Origin of the sequence: Microcoleus sp. B4-D4 (assembly GCF_036705185.1) — a bacterium.
In the GTDB taxonomy this organism is placed as follows: domain Bacteria; phylum Cyanobacteriota; class Cyanobacteriia; order Cyanobacteriales; family Microcoleaceae; genus Microcoleus.
The window spans coordinates 70728-91180 of record NZ_JAUBTX010000012.1 but is presented as its reverse complement, the minus strand read 5'-3'; the positions used below and the strand labels follow the sequence as shown (position 1 = coordinate 91180).

Annotated in this window: 23 protein-coding genes; 13 read left to right on the top strand and 10 right to left on the bottom strand. The window is 44.3% G+C overall.

All coding sequences use genetic code 11. The annotated features are described in order from the left end of the window. The first annotated feature begins 95 nt into the window (after window positions 1-95). Complete coding sequence (locus tag QUB13_RS12455; protein WP_333381051.1) at window positions 96-1472, top strand: sensor histidine kinase; 1377 nt, start codon at window positions 96-98, stop codon at window positions 1470-1472. A gap of 347 nt (window positions 1473-1819) precedes the next feature. Here the strand turns inward: QUB13_RS12455 and QUB13_RS12450 are convergent, their stop codons facing one another. Next, the gene (locus QUB13_RS12450) at window positions 1820-2599 is read right to left on the bottom strand and encodes an ion transporter (protein ID WP_333381049.1); all 780 of its coding nucleotides are present in this window, start codon (window positions 2597-2599) and stop codon (window positions 1820-1822) included. Between the two features lie 390 nt (window positions 2600-2989). Between QUB13_RS12450 and QUB13_RS12445 the strand changes: the two genes are divergently transcribed. Continuing rightward, window positions 2990-3607, top strand: a complete 618-nt coding sequence (locus QUB13_RS12445; RefSeq protein WP_442922159.1) for a phosphate-starvation-inducible PsiE family protein — start codon at window positions 2990-2992, stop codon at window positions 3605-3607. Between the two features lie 63 nt (window positions 3608-3670). Here the strand turns inward: QUB13_RS12445 and QUB13_RS12440 are convergent, their stop codons facing one another. Beyond that, window positions 3671-3853, bottom strand: coding sequence for a hypothetical protein (locus QUB13_RS12440; RefSeq protein ID WP_333381046.1), 183 nt, complete (start codon window positions 3851-3853; stop codon window positions 3671-3673). Between the two features lie 49 nt (window positions 3854-3902). Then, window positions 3903-4544 (bottom strand): ribosome maturation factor RimM, encoded by a 642-nt coding sequence (gene rimM, locus QUB13_RS12435; RefSeq protein ID WP_333381044.1) that lies wholly within the window; start codon window positions 4542-4544, stop codon window positions 3903-3905. 39 nt (window positions 4545-4583) lie between these two features. Here rimM and QUB13_RS12430 point away from each other — a divergent pair, with 39 nt between their 5' ends. Continuing rightward, complete coding sequence (locus QUB13_RS12430; protein WP_333381042.1) at window positions 4584-4772, top strand: hypothetical protein; 189 nt, start codon at window positions 4584-4586, stop codon at window positions 4770-4772. 75 nt (window positions 4773-4847) lie between these two features. On the opposite strand, the gene QUB13_RS12425 is transcribed toward QUB13_RS12430, so the two are convergent. Further along, window positions 4848-5480, bottom strand: a complete 633-nt coding sequence (locus QUB13_RS12425) for a response regulator (RefSeq protein ID WP_194012767.1) — start codon at window positions 5478-5480, stop codon at window positions 4848-4850. A gap of 241 nt (window positions 5481-5721) precedes the next feature. On the opposite strand from QUB13_RS12425, the gene QUB13_RS12420 reads away from it, so the two are divergent. After that, window positions 5722-5847, top strand: coding sequence for a hypothetical protein (locus QUB13_RS12420; protein WP_333381040.1), 126 nt, complete (start codon window positions 5722-5724; stop codon window positions 5845-5847). A 24-nt stretch (window positions 5848-5871) separates the two neighbouring features. Here the strand turns inward: QUB13_RS12420 and QUB13_RS12415 are convergent, their stop codons facing one another. Next, window positions 5872-7146 (bottom strand): molybdopterin molybdotransferase MoeA, encoded by a 1275-nt coding sequence (locus QUB13_RS12415; protein ID WP_333381038.1) that lies wholly within the window; start codon window positions 7144-7146, stop codon window positions 5872-5874. A gap of 258 nt (window positions 7147-7404) precedes the next feature. On the opposite strand from QUB13_RS12415, the gene QUB13_RS12410 reads away from it, so the two are divergent. Further along, window positions 7405-8016, top strand: a complete 612-nt coding sequence (locus QUB13_RS12410; protein ID WP_333381037.1) for a hypothetical protein — start codon at window positions 7405-7407, stop codon at window positions 8014-8016. Between the two features lie 250 nt (window positions 8017-8266). Here the strand turns inward: QUB13_RS12410 and QUB13_RS12405 are convergent, their stop codons facing one another. Beyond that, window positions 8267-9217: an S-layer homology domain-containing protein gene (locus tag QUB13_RS12405; protein ID WP_333381035.1), complete on the bottom strand. Its 951-nt coding sequence runs from the start codon at window positions 9215-9217 to the stop codon at window positions 8267-8269. Between the two features lie 119 nt (window positions 9218-9336). After that, window positions 9337-10248 (bottom strand): DUF2382 domain-containing protein, encoded by a 912-nt coding sequence (locus tag QUB13_RS12400; RefSeq protein WP_333381033.1) that lies wholly within the window; start codon window positions 10246-10248, stop codon window positions 9337-9339. A 173-nt stretch (window positions 10249-10421) separates the two neighbouring features. On the opposite strand from QUB13_RS12400, the gene QUB13_RS12395 reads away from it, so the two are divergent. The 5 genes from QUB13_RS12395 to QUB13_RS12375 all read left to right on the top strand — a co-directional run bounded on the left by QUB13_RS12395 (window position 10422) and on the right by QUB13_RS12375 (window position 14062). After that, window positions 10422-11036 (top strand): hypothetical protein, encoded by a 615-nt coding sequence (locus QUB13_RS12395; RefSeq protein WP_333381031.1) that lies wholly within the window; start codon window positions 10422-10424, stop codon window positions 11034-11036. Window positions 11037-11160: 124 nt separating this feature from the next. Further along, complete coding sequence (locus QUB13_RS12390; RefSeq protein WP_333381029.1) at window positions 11161-11757, top strand: SH3 domain-containing protein; 597 nt, start codon at window positions 11161-11163, stop codon at window positions 11755-11757. A 14-nt stretch (window positions 11758-11771) separates the two neighbouring features. Beyond that, window positions 11772-12896 carry a hypothetical protein gene (locus QUB13_RS12385; protein ID WP_333381027.1) on the top strand — a complete coding sequence of 375 codons (1125 nt, stop codon included), beginning with the start codon at window positions 11772-11774 and terminating at the stop codon, window positions 12894-12896. Window positions 12897-12904: 8 nt separating this feature from the next. After that, window positions 12905-13723, top strand: coding sequence for an ion transporter (locus tag QUB13_RS12380; RefSeq protein WP_333381025.1), 819 nt, complete (start codon window positions 12905-12907; stop codon window positions 13721-13723). 72 nt (window positions 13724-13795) lie between these two features. Next, a complete protein-coding gene (locus tag QUB13_RS12375; protein WP_333381023.1) occupies window positions 13796-14062 on the top strand; it encodes a hypothetical protein in 267 nt (88 codons plus the stop codon). 17 nt (window positions 14063-14079) lie between these two features. On the opposite strand, the gene QUB13_RS12370 is transcribed toward QUB13_RS12375, so the two are convergent. The 3 genes from QUB13_RS12370 to QUB13_RS12360 form a co-directional block, all read right to left on the bottom strand. Beyond that, a complete protein-coding gene (locus QUB13_RS12370; RefSeq protein WP_333381021.1) occupies window positions 14080-15147 on the bottom strand; it encodes an AI-2E family transporter in 1068 nt (355 codons plus the stop codon). After that, window positions 15140-16009 carry an HAD family hydrolase gene (locus QUB13_RS12365; RefSeq protein WP_333381018.1) on the bottom strand — a complete coding sequence of 290 codons (870 nt, stop codon included), beginning with the start codon at window positions 16007-16009 and terminating at the stop codon, window positions 15140-15142. The genes QUB13_RS12370 and QUB13_RS12365 overlap by 8 nt, the downstream gene beginning before the upstream one ends. Before the next feature lie 103 nt (window positions 16010-16112). Beyond that, window positions 16113-17531: an Nramp family divalent metal transporter gene (locus QUB13_RS12360; RefSeq protein WP_333381016.1), complete on the bottom strand. Its 1419-nt coding sequence runs from the start codon at window positions 17529-17531 to the stop codon at window positions 16113-16115. Between the two features lie 1138 nt (window positions 17532-18669). Here QUB13_RS12360 and QUB13_RS12355 point away from each other — a divergent pair. The 3 genes from QUB13_RS12355 to QUB13_RS12345 are packed head-to-tail and all read left to right on the top strand — an operon-like array spanning window position 18670 to window position 20442. After that, window positions 18670-18813 carry a hypothetical protein gene (locus QUB13_RS12355; protein WP_333381014.1) on the top strand — a complete coding sequence of 48 codons (144 nt, stop codon included), beginning with the start codon at window positions 18670-18672 and terminating at the stop codon, window positions 18811-18813. Beyond that, window positions 18785-19633 (top strand): DUF1206 domain-containing protein, encoded by an 849-nt coding sequence (locus QUB13_RS12350; RefSeq protein ID WP_333381013.1) that lies wholly within the window; start codon window positions 18785-18787, stop codon window positions 19631-19633. The genes QUB13_RS12355 and QUB13_RS12350 overlap by 29 nt, the downstream gene beginning before the upstream one ends. A gap of 41 nt (window positions 19634-19674) precedes the next feature. Continuing rightward, window positions 19675-20442 (top strand): hypothetical protein, encoded by a 768-nt coding sequence (locus QUB13_RS12345; RefSeq protein WP_333381011.1) that lies wholly within the window; start codon window positions 19675-19677, stop codon window positions 20440-20442. Window positions 20443-20453: the final 11 nt, after the last annotated feature.

Genomic DNA, 20453 nt, shown 5'->3' with positions numbered 1-20453 from the left:
AGTTTTCTGGTTCGCTGCTGCGGTGAAATGATAGGCTACCTTAGTAGTGGGTTCTCATTTTACTGTTCCAGCATTTCGGCAATTATAAAGTTCCAGTGGCAAATACATTCAGTTCCAAACTACAAAGCCCTTCACTTTCCGAAGGCAGCCATCAAGACCTTTCACTAGAGTCTACCCTCTGGGATTTGCCCCTGTATGAATTTCAGGTAAAATCGAGCTGCTTGGCCGTGACAGTTGCCGAAATCTTTGAACGGCATCCCCTGGTGCCGGGAGTCGTCTTGATTGAAGCAGGAGAGTTTGCGGGCATGATCTCGCGCAGACAACTGCTGGAATATCTGCTCAAACCCCAAGGCCCTGAGCTATTTTTGCACCTGCCGCTGAAAGTGCTCTACAGTTACGCTCGCGTCGAAATATTATTGCTCGCAGAGAGTACAACCATTTTGGCGGGAGCTCCACAAGCTTTGCGCCGATCGCCCGAATTGCAGTCAGAACCAATCGTCGTCCAAATAGACTCCCAATCTTACCGACTCTTAGACCCTCACGCACTAAACATCGCCTACTGGCAAATTCGCGGCATAGAAACTCAAGTCCGCTACGAAAGAGCCCAAACTCAAATGATTCAAAGCGAAAAAATGGCTAGTTTAGGCCGTTTAGTCAACGGAGTAGCCCACGAAATTTTAGATCCGGTGGGCTTTATTTGGGGGAATTTAACCTACGTCAGCGACTACAGCAAAAACTTGATGGAGTTGCTCTTAGTTTACGACGCGCACTGTACCGAACAACCGCCGGAAATAGCACAGCTCAAAGAAAAGATAGACTATGACTTTTTGCAAAACGATTTCCTGCGAACTGTCGCCAGTATCAAAGCCGGAGCCGAACGTTTGAGTAAGTTAGCAACCAGTTTGCAAAATTTTTGCCACATCGACGATATTTATCCCAAACCGACCGACTTGCACGCCAATATAGACAGCATACTCTTGCTGCTCAAAAGTCGTTTGACCAGGGAAATAAAAGTAGTGAAAAACTACGGCTACCTGCCGCCCGTGCCGTGCTATGCAGGACAGCTCAACCAAGTATTTATGAATATCTTGACCAATGCTATTCATACATTAATTAACGAAGCAGTCGGTCAAGAATTGGCGAAGGAGTTCAAGGGTGGAGGAATCAGAGAGGGCGATCGCCAGCCTCAAATTGAAATTACAACTGAAGTTGGCTGTCCCGAACCTGCGAGCGACTTGAACCAACTTCACGATCGCTGGGTTTCGATTCGCATAGCAGATAACGGGCCGGGAATGTCACCTCACAAATACAAAAGAATCATAGAATCATTCTCTGCCGAAAAACGCGCCCTCAAAGAAACCAGCTTAGCAGTTAGCTATCAAATCGTGACGGGCAAACACGGCGGCGCATTCAGAATGCGATCGCAATTAGGAACAGGCACCGACTTTGAAATTTTGTTACCTTTAGGTTAAAGAAGTCAGGAGTTATTAGTTATTGGTTATTAGTTATTGGTTATTGGTTATTGGTTATTAGTTATTGGTTATTAGTTATCAATACTTCGGACAGTTTTTTAACGGTCCTGTAAGCCTTACTGAGGAAGCCCTGCCATTTTCAACGTATTTTCTGAAACTTAGGAATGAACTTAAACCTTGAAAAAATAGTCCAGCATATAGCCAGCAAGGGTTTCGGACACTCAACTAGATATAAAAGTGTCCGAAGTATTGAGTTGTTGGTTATTAGTTATTAGTTATTGGTTGCAACTAACAAATAACAGCAGTCAACAGTCAACAGCCAACAGCCAACAGCCAACAGCCAATAGTCAACCATTATCCAACTGAGTGCCGCACATTTTACAGAATTTAGCATTAGCATCATGTACCAACCAACCGCAACCCTTACAAACAATCTCTACTTGATTAGCACTTTTAACTAATTGTTTAATCAAATCCCCCAATTGCCAAGGAATTAAAGCAATTCCCGTCAAAATCATCAAAATAGTCAGAAAACGCCCGGATTCTGAAATCGGAGTAACATCGCCAAATCCCACAGTAGTCATCGTCACAACCGAGAAATAAACAGCATCCAAAAAAGTCCCAAAAGCTGCGGAATTTTCCGAATGTTCGACTTGATAAATCAAACCAGAATAAACAAAAATTATCGCCAGTAAAGTAAACACAATCCGGGAAAAAATCACCCCATCTTCGGTGCTGATGCGAAAAACCGAATTTTTTAATTCCAGAAAGCGGATGAGTCGGAGAATTCTAAACCAGCGAAAAATCCGAATAAAACTGACATTGACAAATCCCAGTAAAAATGGTAATATTGCCAGCAAATCGACTATTGAAAAAAAACTAAAAATAAACTTAAATTTATGATCGGCGCACCACAACCGCACTAAATATTCAACACTAAAAACGACTAAAAGAGCGGTGTCGAGAGTTGCTAATCGAGTTCTAACTAATTCGGAAATCGGGTAAGTTTCTGCGATAAAGCTGGCAGTAGATAGGAGAATGAGTCCGGTAATAATTAAACTGATGGTTCTCCCTGCGGGCGTTTCAATGTCTTCTAAATAAAATGCAATTTGTTTGCGATTTAACATAAATAATCTGTATTTTAGCAGGACTCGGCGATTGAAATCGTCAGCGTCAAAGGATGTGCGCGCCGGAGGGCGACTGAAGAGGAAACTGGGTATTAAAGCCGGCTTTAGGATAATTCCCGTAGGGGCTGGTTCACGAATGTCTGCAATACAAACCAGAAATCCTGTAAACCCGCCGCCCCAACCTACTCCTTTAAAGTATCGAAAGGCGACGGAAATCGCCTAAGCGTCAAACGATATCCGCCGGAGGGCGACTGAAGAATCTACGGGGTATTAAAACCTGATTTAATATAATTCCCGTAGGGGCTGGTTCAAAAATAATATATAATTCAGACACACAATCTATATACCAATACACTTGGGTTAAACGCTGTTTCTTGCCAGGAGAGCTCCTTGCATCTCCCTGGTTGTAGGGAATTAGGGGTTGGCGCAAGAGCAATTTCTTGTCCCCTCGGTAGGGGGGCGGTGGGCGATCGGGCTACATCAACCCGCCCCCACCACGGCACAGAGTGCGATCGCTGGCAATTCAATGCACATGATATAACTGGTATGCTGAAAAAAATTTTTAGGCGAATTTCTCAGTTTGACAGCGAGAAAAATTTTCTGCATTTTACAGAAAGTGTAGAAGTAATAATATCGAAAATTCTCTCACTGGCGATGATTGTGGTAATTATCGTCAGCGTTTGCGATTTGCTGATTTATTTAGCAAAAGAGTTGTTTAACAACGACAATCCTTTACTAAAAGACACGTTGTTTGTCATATTTGGGCTGTTTTTAAATGTTTTAATTGCTCTGGAAATCTTGGAAAACATTACAGCTTATCTAAAAAAGCACGTAATTCAAGTAGAGCTAGTTATTGTAACTTCTTTAATAGCCGTATCTCGAAAAATAATTATTCTGGACTTAGAAAAAAAAACAGCAGCAGATTTGATAGGTCTATCGACGGCAATTTTGGCCCTTTCAATTAGTTATTTAATCGTGCGATATAGCAATAATAGACACGATACTTAATATCTAGATAGAGAGTATTCGACCTCTCGAACAGTTTTAACAATCGCGTATTGAATTTTAGTTTTATAGCCAACTGAAGATTTGGCAGACGGTGAACTCAAGGGCAGTGGCGAAGTCTGGAACGGGAAGTTTGTCTTGGGGTCGATCGAATACGGCAATGGTGCGATCGCTTCGGTAGACAAAGATCAATTCTTTGTCGGGGTCAATCAGCCAGCCCATGTGGTTTGGTGCGTCGCTTCTCGCCAATCAAATAGTGGTGAAAATTTCGTTAACGACGCACCAAAATATTTTGATATTAGTCTAACAAACCAGCGGGAGGCACAATTTCAATTCGGCCTTTTTCTAAGTCAACAACTGGCACAATCTCTTGCACGAAAGGAATCAAGATTTTTGTTGATTTCGGCTGTTTCTCGCGGATTTTCCGTGGTTTGCGGGTATTTCTGGGGTCAGGGTTTGTTTTGGGAGTTTCAGCTTTTTTGGGCTTTTCTAGTTCTGGGACGACAATTTCTGGCAGCGTTAGATTTGTTTCTACTTCTAACAGGTCGTTACCTGCGGCAAGAATATCACTTACTTTGCCTAAAATTTCCCCGGTTAATTGGTTAAAAACTTCCATACCGATCAAATCTTGCACGTAAAACTCATCAGGTTCGAGGTAAGGTCGATCGGTCTTTTCTACAAACAACTTACAGCCCCGCAGCGCCTCGGCACCATCGCGGTCTTCCACGCCCTCCACCTCTACAGCATACAAGCCTTTGCCCGGTATGTAGCGACCTCCCAAAAACTCGATCGGTTCCGGTTCACTTTTGTTAGGGCGCAAAAGCCACCGCTTCCCCGGTTCGATAAATCTTTCCGGGAAATCTGAATCGGGATAGACTCGCACTTCCCCGTCCAAACCTTGAGCTGCTACAATTGTACCGATTTCTATCCACTCTGACATAAACTTTTTGGGAATTAGGAATTAATTGGGAATTGGGAATTGGGAATTGGGAATTGGGAATTGGGAATTGGGAATTGGGAATTGGGCCCGCGCAGGGAATTGGCCCGCGCAGGGCATTGGGCATTGGGCATTGGACTCCGTGGCCCGCGCAGGGCACTCGTACTGAGCGTAGTCGAAGTATTGGGAATTGGCCCGCGCAGGGCATTGGGAATAGGAACTAACCAATAACCAATAACCAATAACCAATAACCGATAACCGATAACCAATAACTAATGACTGCTGACTACTGACTGCTGACTTCTTTAAACCAACCCGGTTCTCAGGGCTACAACTGCCGCTTGCACGCGGTCATCCACAGCCAACTTATTCATAATACCGCGAACGTGAGTTTTAATAGTATTTGGACTCAAGTAAAGCGCCGCTGCTATCTCTGGATTGCTGTTACCTTCCACCATTAACTTTAATACCTCCAACTCCCGCTGCGACAACTGACCAAAAGTAGCTGTAGAGGCTGGTGCCGGCGGTTTGAGATGCTCGATCACAGTGCGGGCAATTTGAGGGTCAAGGTATGTAGCCCCCTCTGCTGCCGCTGCGATCGCCGCTAACAGCCTGTCTACGGAAGCACCTTTAATACAATAAGCATCAGCACCGCTAGAAAGTGCTGCAATAATTTCAATTTCTGCCGTGTGAGAAGTTAACATTACAACTCGAACTTCCGGCATTTGTGATTTAATTTTTTGAGTGGCTGCTATGCCGTCTAGCCTGGGCAAACCGATATCCATAACAATAATATCAGGCTTGAGTTTCAGTGCAGCAGCTACTCCTAAATACCCGTCTTCTGCTTGCCCTACTATTTCTATTTCTGGCGAATCTGCTAATACTTGCTCTAATCCCAGTTGCATCATCGGATCGTCTTCAACAATTAAAATTCTCATAATATGAAGTAAGTAGTCAGTAGTCAGTAGTCATTAGTCAGTAGTCAGTAGTCAGTAGTCATTAGTCAGTAGTCAGTAGTCATTAGTCATTAGTTAGTAGTTATTGGTCATTAGTCATTGGTCATTAGTCATTAGTTATAGCGGTTATCACAAAAGTGAGGTATGCCCTATGCCCTATGCCCTATGCCCTATGCCGGATAGTACCTCATATGAGAGCACAGAAAGGCTATAGTAGTCATTAGTGCTGTCTCCTCCGAGCGAACGTCCAAGTCATCAGGAAGAAGGCTATAACGGCTTCGCTCATGGTAAAAAGAAGGAAGAAGGAAGAAGCAAGAAGCAAGAAGCAAGAAGGAAGATTAATGACTAATGACTAATGACTAATGACCAATGACTAATGACTAACTTTTAAAACTTCAACAAATTCGCCTGGGGGAATCCAGGTTTCTGCTGCTGGCAAAACTGCTAAACCAGTTGTATTAGCAAGGTTAATTAAATTCGCTGAATTTTGGCTGCCGCTAGCTGGTTCAAATTCCCAGACTCCCGCCACTAAATGTAGTTTACCCCAAACATAAGTTTCGCGCTTGCCGATCGATCGCAATTCCACATTACACCTAGCCTTGACAAACTCCGGCCCCCAAGCATCCGCACCGAGCCCCGACATCTTTCTCAAAGCAGGCACAACAAACCGCCAACAGCAGACTAAAGCTGAAACCGGATTTCCGGGCAAACCAAAATAGAGACAATCCGAACTCGAAATCGGCGCATCAGATTTTGTTTCACCTCGTTTAAACGCAGCAACGGTTAAGGGTTTTCCCGGTTTGATCGCCACAGCCTGAATGTGAATTTTACCTCCTAAATCTGCCAAAATTTTCTCTACATAATCGTAGTCTCCTACCGAGACGCCGCCCGTAGAAAGCACCACATCCGCTGTCGAAACAGCCTGGGCGATCGCCTTTTGTAGCGCATCTTCGCGATCGGGAATTATCCCCAATCCGATCGGCTCACATCCCATTTGCGCCAACAAAACAGACAAAGCATACTGATTCGAGTCTACCAGTTTCCCCGGACTCAAAGGTTTGTCAGGCGATACCAATTCGTCACCAGTAGAGAAAATAGCGACGCGCACGCGCTTGTAAACGGGAACTTTAATGCACTGTGCAGTTGCTAACACTGCTATTTCTGGCGCATTGATAGCAGTACCGCGATCCATCAAAGTTGTTTCTGCTTGATAAAAAGCGCCTTTGTGCCTGACAAAAGCTTGCGGTTTTTCAGGAGCAACTAAGACAAAAATACGATCGCCCTCACGCCTCGTTTCTTCCTGCATTACCACCGTATCAGCACCATCCGGCATCATAGCCCCGGTAAAAATGCGCGCCGCTGAACCCGGCTGCACCGTAATTTGAGGCAGATATCCCGCTGGAATCTCCTCAACTACTTCGAGCACCGCTGGTTTTTCGGCGCTGCAATTTTCCACATCGGCAAACCGCACGGCATATCCATCCATTGCCGAATTGTCCCAATAAGGAAAATCGAGGGAACTTGTCACAGGCGCGGCCAAGATTCGCCCCGATGCTGCCAGCAAGTCTACTGTTTCTACATCCCGCTGACTGTCGGGAGATTGCGCCAAATTTAGTATGATCGATTCTGCTTCTTTTACTGACAGCATGACTGTTTCCTGCGATCGCTCTGCGATTATTTTAACAGTCCTGCACGCAAAAAATACTTTGATAAACTACCCATATCGGTCAAGTGTGCAGTGTGCACATAAGCTATTAGCTGCGTAGAGGACTGTTTAACAAAATAGCATAGCTAACCGTGTTATAATTTTTTATTCCACAATCAAGCTGAATTTCGGTGTAAATTGCTTATGACTATTTATCGAAGGCTTTTTCGACTAAATTCGTTGTGTTTTTTATCCCTAGGAATGGCAATCGGTTTCAGTCTATTTTTCGGCTTAAAAGTCAGCGATTTATTTTTTTATCCTTATTTTTTTCCCCATCCAAATATCGCCTTTTTAACTCGCACATTCCAGATTTTATGTTCTGTACCAGTAGTTGTTTGTGCTTTTACCTACGGCTTAGCAAAAACTCTTCAACCGCGACATCCCGCCACAAAATTTATTTTATGTTCTGCTCTTTTAACAGGGGGATTTCTGCTGAATGAAATTTACATAATTCATATATACATGATAAGATTAGGAATTCCCAAACTCGGAGTATGTCTGCTGTACGCTGTTGTTTTGTTTTCCTACGGATGGGTTTTTCAGCGAGAATTAAAGGAGACTCCCTATCAAATATTGTTGGCTGGTGTGGCGTTGTTATTTTGGGCGATCGCCATAGACTCGCTGCATTTAAAAAACAAAATACTTGCCAGCTTGCTCGAAGGAGTACCTAAATTGTATATAGCAATCCTAAATGATTATACTCGTTACCAGGCTCTGCCTGGTAACGCATATCCGGAGGCTCTGCCTCCATTGTCGCAGCCGAGGCAGAGCCTCTGGACATCGGTTCCCAGGCAGAGCTTGGGAACCAGTTAACCAGTTATTGAAACTGATTTAGGATTGCTATAGCGAAATTAATATAGCATTTTATTATTGGTATGTTTGTCAGTGTTTTGTCAAAAAAACATTTACCTAAACTTTAGGCAGCCTAATTATCAATTATGGCTAAAAAAGCAGCAATTATCTGTATAATCGGTACGACAACAGCCGGGAATTTATACGGGCTTTAAATTAGCTTAAAGCCCGCTAACTAAAGCTGTTTATACAGCTTTTTTTGATGGCAAAACTAGGGACGCGGAGTCTTAGGAATGTACTTAACAGCCTCCTTGTCCGAAAGCGGTTCGATCTGCTTTTGATTGACCAAAGCTTGATGAATTAGCGCCGTAGCACTCCCCCGACTGAGTAACTCGTTCGGATTAAGAACTCTCGCGTCTGGATAGTTAACCACTATATTTGCCTGTGTCGCTGCTGCTACTGCATCAACCGCATTTTTAGGAATCAGATCGGCATCTTTATAGTATGATTTAAGAAACTCTAATGCCGAAATTTTAGAAGTTGCAACGGGACTTTTTGTCGTCGTTGCCGGAACAGTTTTAGCAGCTTTAGGTTGCTGCTGCTGTTTTGTTGATATTACAGGCAATAGCGGCTGCATTAAAACAGTTGATGCTAAGGGAAATACCAAACGATTCCTAGTAGCTTTTCGACGTTGATTTGTAGGTGCTACACGTGCGGCGGCTTGACTCGCTGCTACAGGGCGATCGTAATTCAAGTCTAAACCCTTCATTAAGGCAACTAATGCTTGTGTCTTAGTCATTGGCTGCTGCGGATGAAACTCGTTTCCCGGAAAATCTTTCATAAATCCCGTTTCATAAGCTTCTTGAACCGGAGGTGCTGCCCAATTGCCTTGCGGCACATCCTTAAAGGAACTTCCACTGGGTATATTTCTAATTTTTGCTTTGTCAAAAGCTTGGCGAATCATCGCTGCAAACTCGTCGCGATCGACATTTTGTTTGGGTTTAAACATTCCGTTGGGATATCCCGTAACAATGTCTTTTTCAGCTAGGGATTTAATAAACGGACGCGCCCAGTAATTTTGCGGTACATCAGGAAATGTCGATTTGGCTTGTTGTTGAGCAGCAGCTTGCTGGGAATTTAGCACAAAACTAGCGCCGCTCACACTAACGATCAAAGCTAAAAATGAACCCTTGACTAGCGGTAAATGCCAGCGATTACACATGATAAAACATCCTCTTGTTGTTTGACAATTGCAGTGATTTGTGGGGCTGGTAATTTCGATTCAGCACTAATTTTGGTGCGAAATCGGAACTACGAACCATCGTTCGATTTATCGGCACTCTAACAGTCTTCTGCCGACAAATCTAATTTTTCGCGTCGCAGCGCTTCTGTTGACTCAACATTCTCCTTGTCAACTTCTTTCCTGATGTTAACTTCCTCGCGCAGGAAAGCTTGTTTTTTAATATCGGCAGTTTCTTCGTGCAGTTCCATACGCACCGTCTCTTGTTCTCCGAAGGCCACCTCTGGACTGACTGGAGTGCCTGCATTTTCGGGAGTTAAGTGTTCAATTACAGCGCGCTCTTTTGCTACAGGAACTGAAATTTTTGCTGTCTCAGTTTCTACTCGCTTGCTAATTATTACTTCCCCAGTTTTGTGGCGGGTTTTGCTTGCAATCAATCGTTCTTCGTAAAGTCGGAATTTTTGATGGTCTTGCTCGTTCATCTGGTACAGTTCAGGATCTCGATCGTAACTATAAGTGTTGCGGTCATAACCGGCAGCCGTAGCTTGGTTAGATACAGGAGGCGACACAGAAACTGGAGCGGATGGGGTGACAATTCGTGATGCTTCTAAAGGCAGTGAGGCTTCTACAGGTGCAGATGCTCCGGCGGTGGGAGTGCGATAAACTTTCCGCACTTGTTCTTCGTAATCGTAATCAACGACCATCCCGTTTTCGTATCTGGCTAGGTTTTCGACTTGCTGTTTGTTCTGCAAACCTCTGGCGTAAACGCGCCTGGTATTGATATCTACTCGACAAATACCGATGGGAACTAATACTTTTTTGCCAAAAATCCAAACACCTGTTTCAACTGCAAAATAGCGAAAACGTCCTGTTTCATCAACTAGCACAGTATCGATCGTGCCAATTTTTTCATCGGTATTTCCGGCACAGACATCGAACCCTTTGATATCTTCACCATCAAATGCTTCTTCCCGGTAGCTGGGATTAAAATCTTCTATTTTGTAAAGTAACATTTTTATTTTACTCACTATGTTGCGTTTATTTTAGCTCTAAATCGCTTTCGGTACATCCTGCTTATGAAAGATTGTGTAGTAATAAAAAAATAGATAATGTTATAACCAAGGATAGATAAGCTAATTATAAATTTAAAGTAAAATAAAGTTTCAACGATAAGGATTAATTTTTTATGGCATACAATCCAGAACCACTGAGCAGTGAAGTTGCTGAGCCTACAATTGTCAACACGGCGGTTAATTACCACGATCGAGTCCGCTGGGGGCCTGTTTTGGCAGGAATTGCGATCGCCCTGACCTGTCAACTTTTGTTAAGCGCTTTGGGAGCCGCTATCGGGTTGAGCGCGGGTGCAACGGGTGCTGATGCAGGCTCTGTTAGTCTGGCGGTGGGAATTTGGTCGATCGTCAGTTTGCTAATTTCCTTATTTTTGGGCGGTTGGGTAATGGCTCAAAGCTGCGGCCCCATGACTAAGAAAACAGCTATTTTGAATGCAGCAATTCTTTGGGGAACTACATTAGCACTTAGTTCTTGGCTGTTAGCAAGCGGGATATCTGGTGCTGCTGAGGCTGTCGCGGCTAATGCTGGAGAAATTGCCGATCAAGTACAACAACAGGGCGGCGTTAATATACCGAATCAAGTGCAGAATGCAGATCCAAATCAAGTTCGCGACATTGCTACTAATACAGCTACAGCTACTTGGTCATTTCTACTTGGCTCTTTGCTGAGTTTGGCAGGGGCAATGATTGGTGCTGCTGTTGGCGCTCGCAAACCGCGCGTTTATGCTTGATTACCCGCGATCGAACTTGAAAATCCGACAAGCACAGCAGCGAATATAATTTTTTTATGCCCTGGGAATGATGCTTTATTCATGCTGTAAGCAAATGAGCGAGATAAAAATTTGAGATAGGGTGTTGACACAACAGTTAAAAGGAGACAAAGTGATGAAACAGAAGGGAATCTGGCAAAAATATACAAGTTTAACAAGTTCGTTATTGTTGAGTGCAACGGTCTTAGTTGCTCCCTCGTTCGCCACCGATACAAATCAAACTCAAGACGTTAAGCTTCAAAATCAAGGTGAATATCTACTAGCACAAATACCCGATAGCTGTCGCCAGGTAATTGCTAATAACGGTCTTAACGTGCGGCAAGAAGCGACCACTAACAGCGAAGCGATCGGCATCATCGGCTCCGGCAGAAATGTGACGATTCAAAGTCTGGGCGAGAATGGCTGGGTACCAATTACAGCACCGCTAAAAGGCTACGTATACGGTGGTTTTCTCGGAGAGTGCGAAGCGGCAAATTCTCCGCCTCCTACTGACTGCCGCCTAGTTGCAGCCCTCAGAGGAATTAACGTATATCAAACACCTTCGAGTGATGGGGAAACGAGTGGTTTCGTTGCCAACGGACGAAGGGTGACGATTGAAAGTTTAGGAAGCGATGGTTGGGTGCCAATTACGGTGCCTCTGAAAGGTTACGTCCAAGCTGAAAACTTGGCATATTGTCGTTAATTTAAAAAACAGTGATGAATGACCGATCGAGCCCGCAAGAAGAAACTAATTCACAGCAAAAGTCTGGTTTATTAAATTTCATTGGCGAAACAACAGAATCTGCTGTGGATGCAGGCAAAGCAGTTGTTGACACAGCAGTTGACGTGGGGGAAACTACTGCTAAACAAACCTATCGACTGATTGGAAAAGCAACTCAGGGAACAGGAGAAGCTGTGAATTATGTCAGCAATCTTCCTGTTGTCAAGCAAGTTGCAGGTGTGCTCAGGCTTGATTGGTTAGCGGGAGCCAGCTCGGGTGTCGATGTCACCAAAGCTGAAGCTGAAGTCAAGCAAATCCAACAACAGTATCCCAACGAAACTCCCAGCGAAATTGCCCATCACATTATGGTAAAAAAAGCCATCCAAGCCGGTGGTGTCGGAGTTGCTAGCAGCATTTTACCCGGTGTCGCGGCAGCTCTTTTGGCGATCGATTTAGTCGCGACTAATGCGATTCAAACCGAAATGGTTTATGAAATTGCCGCCGCTTATGGGATGGATTTGCAAGCTCCAGCCCGAAAAGGCGAGGTTTTGGCAATTTTTGGGTTAGCGCTCGGCGGTAGCAACGCCATGAAAGCGGGTTTGGGTTTTTTACGCAACCTACCGCTGGCTGGCGCGATGATTGGTGCGAGTACGAATGCTACGATGCTGTACGCGCTGGGATATGCGGCGCGCGAGTTTTATGAAGCAAAATTGAGGGAAGATTCTGAAGAACCTGCAACCGAAACGCTGCAAGCGATTCAGCAACTAAGCGAAAAATATCTCGATGTGGCGATCGCCCAACAAGCAGTCATGGATCGAATTATGGTTCACATTATTCTGGCAAGTTATCCCAACAAAAACTGGGAAGATATTTTGCCAGAATTGGAGCCATTGCAATTAAATACCCCTTCTCTAAATACGATTTCCGCTAATATTCAATCACCTGAACCTTTGGATAGCTTGTTAGAGCAACTTAACCCCGATTTTGCCGTAATGCTATTAGCTCAATGCCGTAGCATTGCCGAAATTAGCGGGGAAGTTTCCGAAGCAGAACAGAGGGTACTCGATACGATCGCCGATCGCGAAAGCCGATCGCAAACAATTGACGCTCTGGATCGCTGACTTAACCTATGAGCGACCCAAACCTTGCCGAAAAACCAGCCCTAGAACAAGAGCGCAACGAGATTTTACAGCAGCTAGAAGATTGGCTGGAAACTCCCATGCTGGTGCTGTCCTTTGTGTGGCTAGCCCTATTTATAGTTGAATTACTTTGGGAATTAAACCCATTTTTAGAATTCGCCAGCAACACGATTTGGGCGATTTTTATTGCAGATTTTATACTTAAACTCGCCATTGCACCGCGCAAAACTTCCTATATCAAAAGCAATTGGATCGCAGTTTTTTCTCTGCTGTTACCGGCTTTGCGTACCTTTCGATTTATCCGAATTTTCCGAGCATTTAAGACAGCACGGGCTGTCCGAAGTTTGCAGTTGTTGCGAGTCATGACTCGTACCAATCGAGGGATGCGGGCCTTAGCTGCAAGTGTTCAACGCAGGGGATTTGGTTATGTTGTAGGACTAACAATAATTATTACCTTGGTAGGTGCTGCGGGGATGTATGCGTTTGAAAAAGATGTCGGCGATAGTTCCTCCGGTTTAAATAATTACGCCACTGCTTTGTGGTGGACGGCAATGTTGATGATGACATTGGGTTCGGAATATTGGCCAAAAACGCCTGAAGGCCGCATACTTTGCCTTGTTTTGGCACTTTATGCTTTTGCAGTTTTTGGTTATGTAACTGCGACCATTGCCACATTTTTTATCGGTCGCGATGCAGAGGATGAGGAAGCCGAATTAGCAGGAGCAAAGTCAATTGCAGCCCTGAGCGCTGAAATTGCTGCCTTGCGGACGGATATTCAGCAATTACTGCATCAGAACTCAAATTCTTGAATCAGATATAGCATTTCTCAGAAAGATGAGGTGCCGCTGGGCATAGGGCATAGGCCTTCGTGGGCATAGGGCATGGGGCATGGGGCATGGGGCGAGCGCGAAGCGGAGGGATGGGCCAAACAGGGCCCAGCGAAGCGGAGGGATGGGGGATTGAGCTTGCAGTCAACAGCCAACAGCCAACAGTCAACAGTCAACAGTCAACAATCACCTGACGGTGCAACCGGAATTGGTATAACATACCCCTTGATAATTCGGCGGTTGAAACCGCCAGAAAGTCAAACGATGTCGGCCTGCGCCGACTGGTTCGTAAAGGGTATCTCAAACCCGAATTTACTATAACATAACATAACATCATTTCATGGTTTCCGCGAGGGATCGGTTTCCCAGCGATCTAGTATATCTTTGATTAAAACTTCTTGCACCAAAGTTTGAGCAATAATTAAAATTGGCAGCGCTAGCAATAATCCTAAAAAACCCAAGAAAGTTCCAAATGCTGCCAACAAAGCTAAGGTGTATGCAGGGAGCAAAGACACTTGATTTTTCATGATTATAGGTGTTACAAAATTGCCCTCAATTTGTTGAATTGCCAAATAAAGTAACAATACTGCACCTGCTTTTCCCGGAGAATCTAACAAAGCTAGTAGCATTGGTGGAATCACGCTCAAAATCGCGCCCACATAAGGAATTAAAGCTAATATAAATGCCAAAGAACCGTTAATAAAAGGCAGTTGCACTTGCAAAAAATACAGACCCACAGTGGTCGTAATGCCAATAAAAGTCATACTTAATCCAATTCCCGCTAACCAGCCCATTAAAGCTTTTTCACATTCAGTCAGGATTCGATCGACTCGCTGACGGTAAAAAGCGGGAAAAAGGCTGATGATTACTCGGCGGTATGGCATTGGATTTGCCACAAGCATAATTGTCAAAACGGTAATTAACAAGGAATTAATTACTAAACTGAGGGAGTTGGATAAAAAGAGATAGATATGGGAAATTACCCACTGAGAAAAAGTTTGGAGTTGTTGGCTGAAATTGTCAAAATTGGGGAGGTTATTGATGGCTGAGTCAGAAAATCTTGCTTGCAACCAGTTACTCCACAAACGCAGTTGTTCTATCCCTAGCGGGATAAGTTGAGTTAACTCTTGAAATTGAGAGCTTAGCCTGGTTACTATCACCCATATCGAGCCAAATAAGATCGCGACTAAAATCGCCACAGTTAAAGCGATCGCCACCTCGCGCCTAGCACCCGACTGCTGGAATCTTCGCGCTAAACGGTTGAGAGCGATCGCTAAAATGACCGCAGTAAAAAACACTAAAACAACCACTCTAATTTTCCACAAAATATAGAGCGAGAGTACCAAAGCCAAAAAACCGAGCCACTTTCCTAAACCCACAACATACACCCCTCTATTTCTATTCACCAACACTTAACTGGAGCAGGGAGATTTTTTTTGCTAAACTTTCTACAGCGAGAGTGAGCGATCGCATCAATTCCGAATCTTCACTGTATTCTGCAGGAGCCAAATTTATCACCCGCTGACTTTGGCTAATTTCTACTTCCCGACTCCAATCTTGGGCGGTACTGTCTTTATAAACCCCAATCGCTATTCCCTGTTCTTCATTCAAAAGCGAAAAGCAAGGAATATCTGATGAACCATCACCCACATAAATGACTTGCCTTAGCGGGACGTGTAATTCTTTCACCGAAGCATCTCGATAAACAAAATTCTTTCCCTCATCATCATCTTTGGGAGCGCTGTCAATGCCTTTAGCAAGTTGGAACAAATAGCGGGTTTTTTCTGTGTGAGTCACCAGTTTTTTGAGAAACTCAATCCCGCCATCTTTACCATAAGAAAATTCGCAACCCCACATTGCTTTAAAATTAGAAGCGATGGAGTTATTACGGGCAATTTCCACCATACCGCAGCTAATTAGATAAAATTCAACTTCCACTTTGGAGTTGATTGCATAAGCGCTTTGACGCAGGCGATCGAACATTTCCGGAACGCCATCAAAGGGCGCTAATTTTTTCCCAAAATTTGCTAGATATTCCTGGGTTATTTTGTTTTCTCGCCGCTTCGATTCCTCGATAATTGCGTAAAATCTGGCTAAAATTTTGTCCCAACCGCGATCGATTAAAGGTTGAATTCGATCGCGACGAAACTTAAGCGCATCAATTTCGAGGCTTTCTAACAGAGTATCGACGGTATCCGGGACAAGGGTCTCGTCGAAGTCAAATACGACAGCGATATAGCTAGATAAAGGTTTGGTTGCAAGAGTCATAACAATTTGAAAGTGAAAGTTAACCAACAACCGCAACTTGATAGTTGCAATTTTCCTAATTTTGGGAAAGAGTTCATAAACCGATCAACCGTAAATTTCCTCTTTAACTCCCCGAGCCACCGGTTCCCATTATTCCGGTCAGTTGTAAAAGATAGATAACCGCAAAGCAGGCGAAAAATATCCCTGCAATTACCGTTCCACCCCAGATAAACTTCGAGGGCCGCAATTCCTCGGGCAGCATTCGATGATTGACATAAAGGGTTAATCCAGTCACAATGGGAATGTGAGCTGCTTCAATGCCTCCAGCAATTTGTAACAAGGCAACGGGTTCCCCGAAAATCAGATAAATCGCAATTGGCAACACAGCTAACAGCACTGCAACATAAAATCGCTGCAAAAATTTTTCATTCGTCCAACGATTCTGCACGCCAAATCCTTGCAGTAAAATTTGGGTGCCATCGGCAAACATTCGCCCAAAGCCATCTTGGACAGAAAGCGTGGTGCTGCAAAAAGTTATAAAAACAATTGCCACCATAAACCAAAAGCCAAATGGTCCCCAAAGGTCGCCTAGCAAACTACCCAAAATTTCTGCTACTTGCTGTTCTTTTGGCACTAATCCTTGGGGACGCAACAACTCGCCACCGAGAATCAAAAAAGCGAGTGCCGCTAACAGCGCGCCCACCACTGCTAAGGTGTTGGAAAAACTCATTAAAGTCACCCAGCCCTGCAATTTTTTTGTTTCTTCGGGATCGATTTGACTAAAATCGAGGGGTTGTTCTTGTTTGAGAGAAGCAGCACCGTATCCTCTGGCTTCCACCCAATAGGAATACCACATCAATCCTGCCGCCCCTGCTAGCATAAAACCCAACCAAGGTAGGATTTCTTGATATTGCACGTTTGGGGGAATTTGAGGCACTAATCCCGCCGCCAGTTTTCGCAGGTTGGGAAAGACAAAAATTGCCGCTGCTACCACTGCCAAGGTGCGACCGATGCCGATAAATGAGGAAATTTTTTCGACAACTTTATACTGCCCCAGAAACACAATTGCTGCAGTCACAGCGATAATAATCACCGTCCAAAGTTGGACGCTTCCTCCTGTTACTAGAATTAATGCTGTAGCGGCTGCACCTGCAAGTCCGGCAACCGTGGAAATTGCTACTACTAGCTGCGGCAATAAAATCAGCCAAATCGTCCAATTTTTCGGGCCGGGAATTCGCTTAAAACCTTCTAAAATCGTCGCGCCCGTACAAACCGAAAACCGCCCGACTTCGTTGTTAATAAACCACTTGAGGATTACAGCCGCTAGCAGCGCCCACAACAGCGAGTAGCCGTAAAGTGCTGCAATTCGAGGTGTAAATAGTAACTCGCCAGAACCAGCAGCCGAAAGCATCCATAAAAAACTCGGCCCCAACCATTTAAAGCGCTCCCAACCCTCTGGCGGCTGCGGGATTTGTTGACTGGTATTTTCACCCTCCTGGTTAGTTATTTGTGCAGAAGAACTGCGATAGCTATCTGTATTCATTGTTACTGGTGCATTAGTAAGTGGTCAAAAACGGCTCGATTTCTCCGCGATTTATACTGAGGTTGAAATTGAGGATATTCCTATTCAGATGATTCACTGCTTGTCAGAATGAGGGTACGCGCCCAGCCAGAAACAGTGCTGGCAGTCCTAAAAAAACGGCACTCTCTACCACAAATGCGATCGCGCTCAAGCTTAACCAGGTTTCCAAGTTTGAGATATTACTTTGCATTTTCTACAGCGAACGAACCAGCCAGAGGCATCCCAAATTGCGACGGTTGAATTTTTGAATAGGTCAGCTTTTTTTATATTCCAGCGATTAACTTTGTACGTAGATGCCCGTGAAAGTGTTAATTTTAGGACTTAATCATATCCGATCGATTACCCTAATAAAAATGGTTTGTAGTGCGGAATTTAGTCCGCAACCAAGCAAGCGGACTGAATGCCGCAATACGAACCTATCTTACGAACAAGTAGTCAGAAATCGGGTTTGATGAACGAAAATCCTACGTTGAAGCCGCCAGTAATGGTGAAAAACTAGGTTTCGAGGAGTGGGAATGCGTCCAAGACTGAATTTTACATTTTCACAGTATACCTACCTAGGGGAAAGATTGTGCAGAATTCAAGCAAATTCCTACAACTCTTACTTAAGATATATGGCCAATATCGTCAGCGAAAAGGTTGGAAATCTGGTAGTAGTGAAGTTCCCAAACAACGCAATGTTGGGGTTTCGTCGCACTTAACGATCTGTTCTATTGATGTGGGTATCGCCTCTATAAATCTCTCGCTGCCGATCTGCCCTCTATTCCCTTAGAAGTATAGGGCGATCGCTGGTTGCGACTCAATCAAAGGCTGGGGTAATCCTCCCGAAACACTATTGGACTGCGGGACTGCTGAGCGATTTACCTATATGGAGGGATGCTAAAAATACCTAAATTTCCTAAATTATTAACATTAGGATAAATACAAATAGCATACTCGCAAAAAAACATCTTTTTAATTACAAATTTTCCTTTTTTGCTTGTCTTCTTAAGCTGTTGTGCATTTAAATTGTATATTTTGATGACAATCAAAAATCCGATCCCCATCGGACCCGATCCCCATCGGACCCTCTCCCCCTCAATCGCCATACACAATCTATATGAGCAACAGCTTACCAAAAATAGGTGAGCGATATGCCTCCGACACGCTGGGCGATCGCCAGGGATGTATTATGAAGTGGCTGGAATATCCAACTGAGTCCAAATTAGAAACATATGACACGGCACAACTCACCCACCGATAGCATCAAAGAACCTGTCCGACGCGCAAGTTCTCATCCCTGGTTCGAGCGACTGGCCAGACTCGGATATGCCGCCAAAGGCTTAGTTTACTTTATAATCGGTTTTCTTGCCGCACAAGCAGCTTTTGGATCGGGTGGCAAAACAACTGATACTAAGGGTGCATTAGCAACAATTGTCACCCAACCATTCGGAAAATTCCTGCTATTTTTGGTAACAATTGGTATTATTGGGTACGTCCTTTTGCGGATTGTTCAAACCGTTCTCGATCCGGAACACGCTGGCGAAAAAATGGATGCCAAGCGAATTGCGACGCGCGTTGGCTACGCTTTTAGTGGGTTAGCTTATGCAGGTTTGGCCGTGACTGCTGTCAAATTAATTATCGGTTCCGGTGGTAGCAGCGGCAATTCAACTCAAGATTGGACAGCTTTGTTTTTATCTCAACCTTTTGGACAATGGCTGGTAGGGCTGGGGGGAGCAATTACGATCGGCTTGGGTTTCTCTTACCTTTATAAAGCATTCAAGGGAAAATTCCGCCAGCAATTCAAACTCACTCAAATGAGTAACAACGAGCAAACTTGGGCAGTGCGACTGGGTAGACTTGGGATTGCAGCTCGTGGCATTGTCTTCACTATCATCGGCTTTTTCTTAATTCAAGCTGCGAAGCAATCAGATGCCAGTCAAGCTAAAGGATTTGGTGAGGCGCTGGCATCGCTGGAACAACATCCGTTTGGCCCGTGGATTCTCGGTTTAGTGGCTTTGGGTTTGACTTCCTATGGCATCTACTCATTAGTTCAAGCTCGTTACCGGCAAATTCTGCACTGATCAAGTGGTAAAAATTTTAGGTACTGCATTAGCTTTTTTAAGTGCTTGTTTTTGAAATGGTAATTGCAGCAGCGTTACGCTCGCCCCCTAATACTTTAGCTTTATCCGCACTCATTGTTACTGGTTTAGTGCTGACACACCTATTTGCCGGCCAGTTACGGTTTACTTCTATCCGTCGCAGTCGCTGGCTTTCAGCAGCGAGCGGGGTTTCGGTGGCTTACGTTTTTGTGCATATTTTGCCGGAATTAAATCAGCACCAAACGGTATTAGATCGACTAAACATACGGGTTGTTTCCTATTTAGAACACCACGTTTATCTAATAGCTTTGTTAGGCTTGATTGTATTTTATGGACTGGAAAAAATTGCAAAATTATCCCGTCAAGGCCGCAAAGGTGAGGTCACGAGTCCTGGAGTTTTTTGGCTGCACATTGGCTCTTTTTCTATTTACAATGCTCTGATTGGCTATCTGCTGCTGCATCGGGAAGAACCGGGCATTACCAATCTAATGTTGTTTTCTTGTGCAATGGCGCTGCACTTTGTAGTGAACGACTTTGGTTTGCGGGAACATCATAAATATAGTTATGACCGCATCGGACGCTGGATACTGGCAGCAGCTATTATGGTGGGGTGGGTGTTAGGTAGCGCTACTGAGATTGGAAAACCGGCGATCGCAGTTTTATTTGCTTTTTTAGCCGGAGGAATTGTTCTCAACGTTCTCAAAGAAGAACTGCCAGAAGAACGGGAAAGCGGCTTTTGGGCATTTGCCCTTGGTGCGGGAATTTACACCACTATTTTGTTGGCTTTATAGAGGAATGAACG

What these genes read in the sequence shown, in the direction of transcription:
- QUB13_RS12450 (WP_333381049.1), bottom strand. Translation starts at nt 2,599, where the DNA reads ATGTTAAATCGCAAACAAATTGCATTTTATTTAGAAGACATTGAAACG.
- QUB13_RS12415 (WP_333381038.1), bottom strand. Translation starts at nt 7,146, where the DNA reads ATGCTGTCAGTAAAAGAAGCAGAATCGATCATACTAAATTTGGCGCAA.
- QUB13_RS12395 (WP_333381031.1), top strand. Translation starts at nt 10,422, where the DNA reads ATGGCATACAATCCAGAACCACTGAGCAGTGAAGTTGCTGAGCCTACA.
- QUB13_RS12360 (WP_333381016.1), bottom strand. Translation starts at nt 17,531, where the DNA reads ATGAATACAGATAGCTATCGCAGTTCTTCTGCACAAATAACTAACCAG.
- QUB13_RS12375 (WP_333381023.1), top strand. Translation starts at nt 13,796, where the DNA reads ATGGGGCATGGGGCATGGGGCGAGCGCGAAGCGGAGGGATGGGCCAAA.
- rimM (WP_333381044.1), bottom strand. Translation starts at nt 4,544, where the DNA reads ATGTCAGAGTGGATAGAAATCGGTACAATTGTAGCAGCTCAAGGTTTG.
- QUB13_RS12425 (WP_194012767.1), bottom strand. Translation starts at nt 5,480, where the DNA reads ATGAGAATTTTAATTGTTGAAGACGATCCGATGATGCAACTGGGATTA.
- QUB13_RS12410 (WP_333381037.1), top strand. Translation starts at nt 7,405, where the DNA reads ATGGCAATCGGTTTCAGTCTATTTTTCGGCTTAAAAGTCAGCGATTTA.
- QUB13_RS12400 (WP_333381033.1), bottom strand. Translation starts at nt 10,248, where the DNA reads ATGTTACTTTACAAAATAGAAGATTTTAATCCCAGCTACCGGGAAGAA.
- QUB13_RS12385 (WP_333381027.1), top strand. Translation starts at nt 11,772, where the DNA reads ATGAATGACCGATCGAGCCCGCAAGAAGAAACTAATTCACAGCAAAAG.
- QUB13_RS12380 (WP_333381025.1), top strand. Translation starts at nt 12,905, where the DNA reads ATGAGCGACCCAAACCTTGCCGAAAAACCAGCCCTAGAACAAGAGCGC.
- QUB13_RS12405 (WP_333381035.1), bottom strand. Translation starts at nt 9,217, where the DNA reads ATGTGTAATCGCTGGCATTTACCGCTAGTCAAGGGTTCATTTTTAGCT.
- QUB13_RS12355 (WP_333381014.1), top strand. Translation starts at nt 18,670, where the DNA reads ATGAGCAACAGCTTACCAAAAATAGGTGAGCGATATGCCTCCGACACG.
- QUB13_RS12365 (WP_333381018.1), bottom strand. Translation starts at nt 16,009, where the DNA reads ATGACTCTTGCAACCAAACCTTTATCTAGCTATATCGCTGTCGTATTT.
- QUB13_RS12350 (WP_333381013.1), top strand. Translation starts at nt 18,785, where the DNA reads ATGACACGGCACAACTCACCCACCGATAGCATCAAAGAACCTGTCCGA.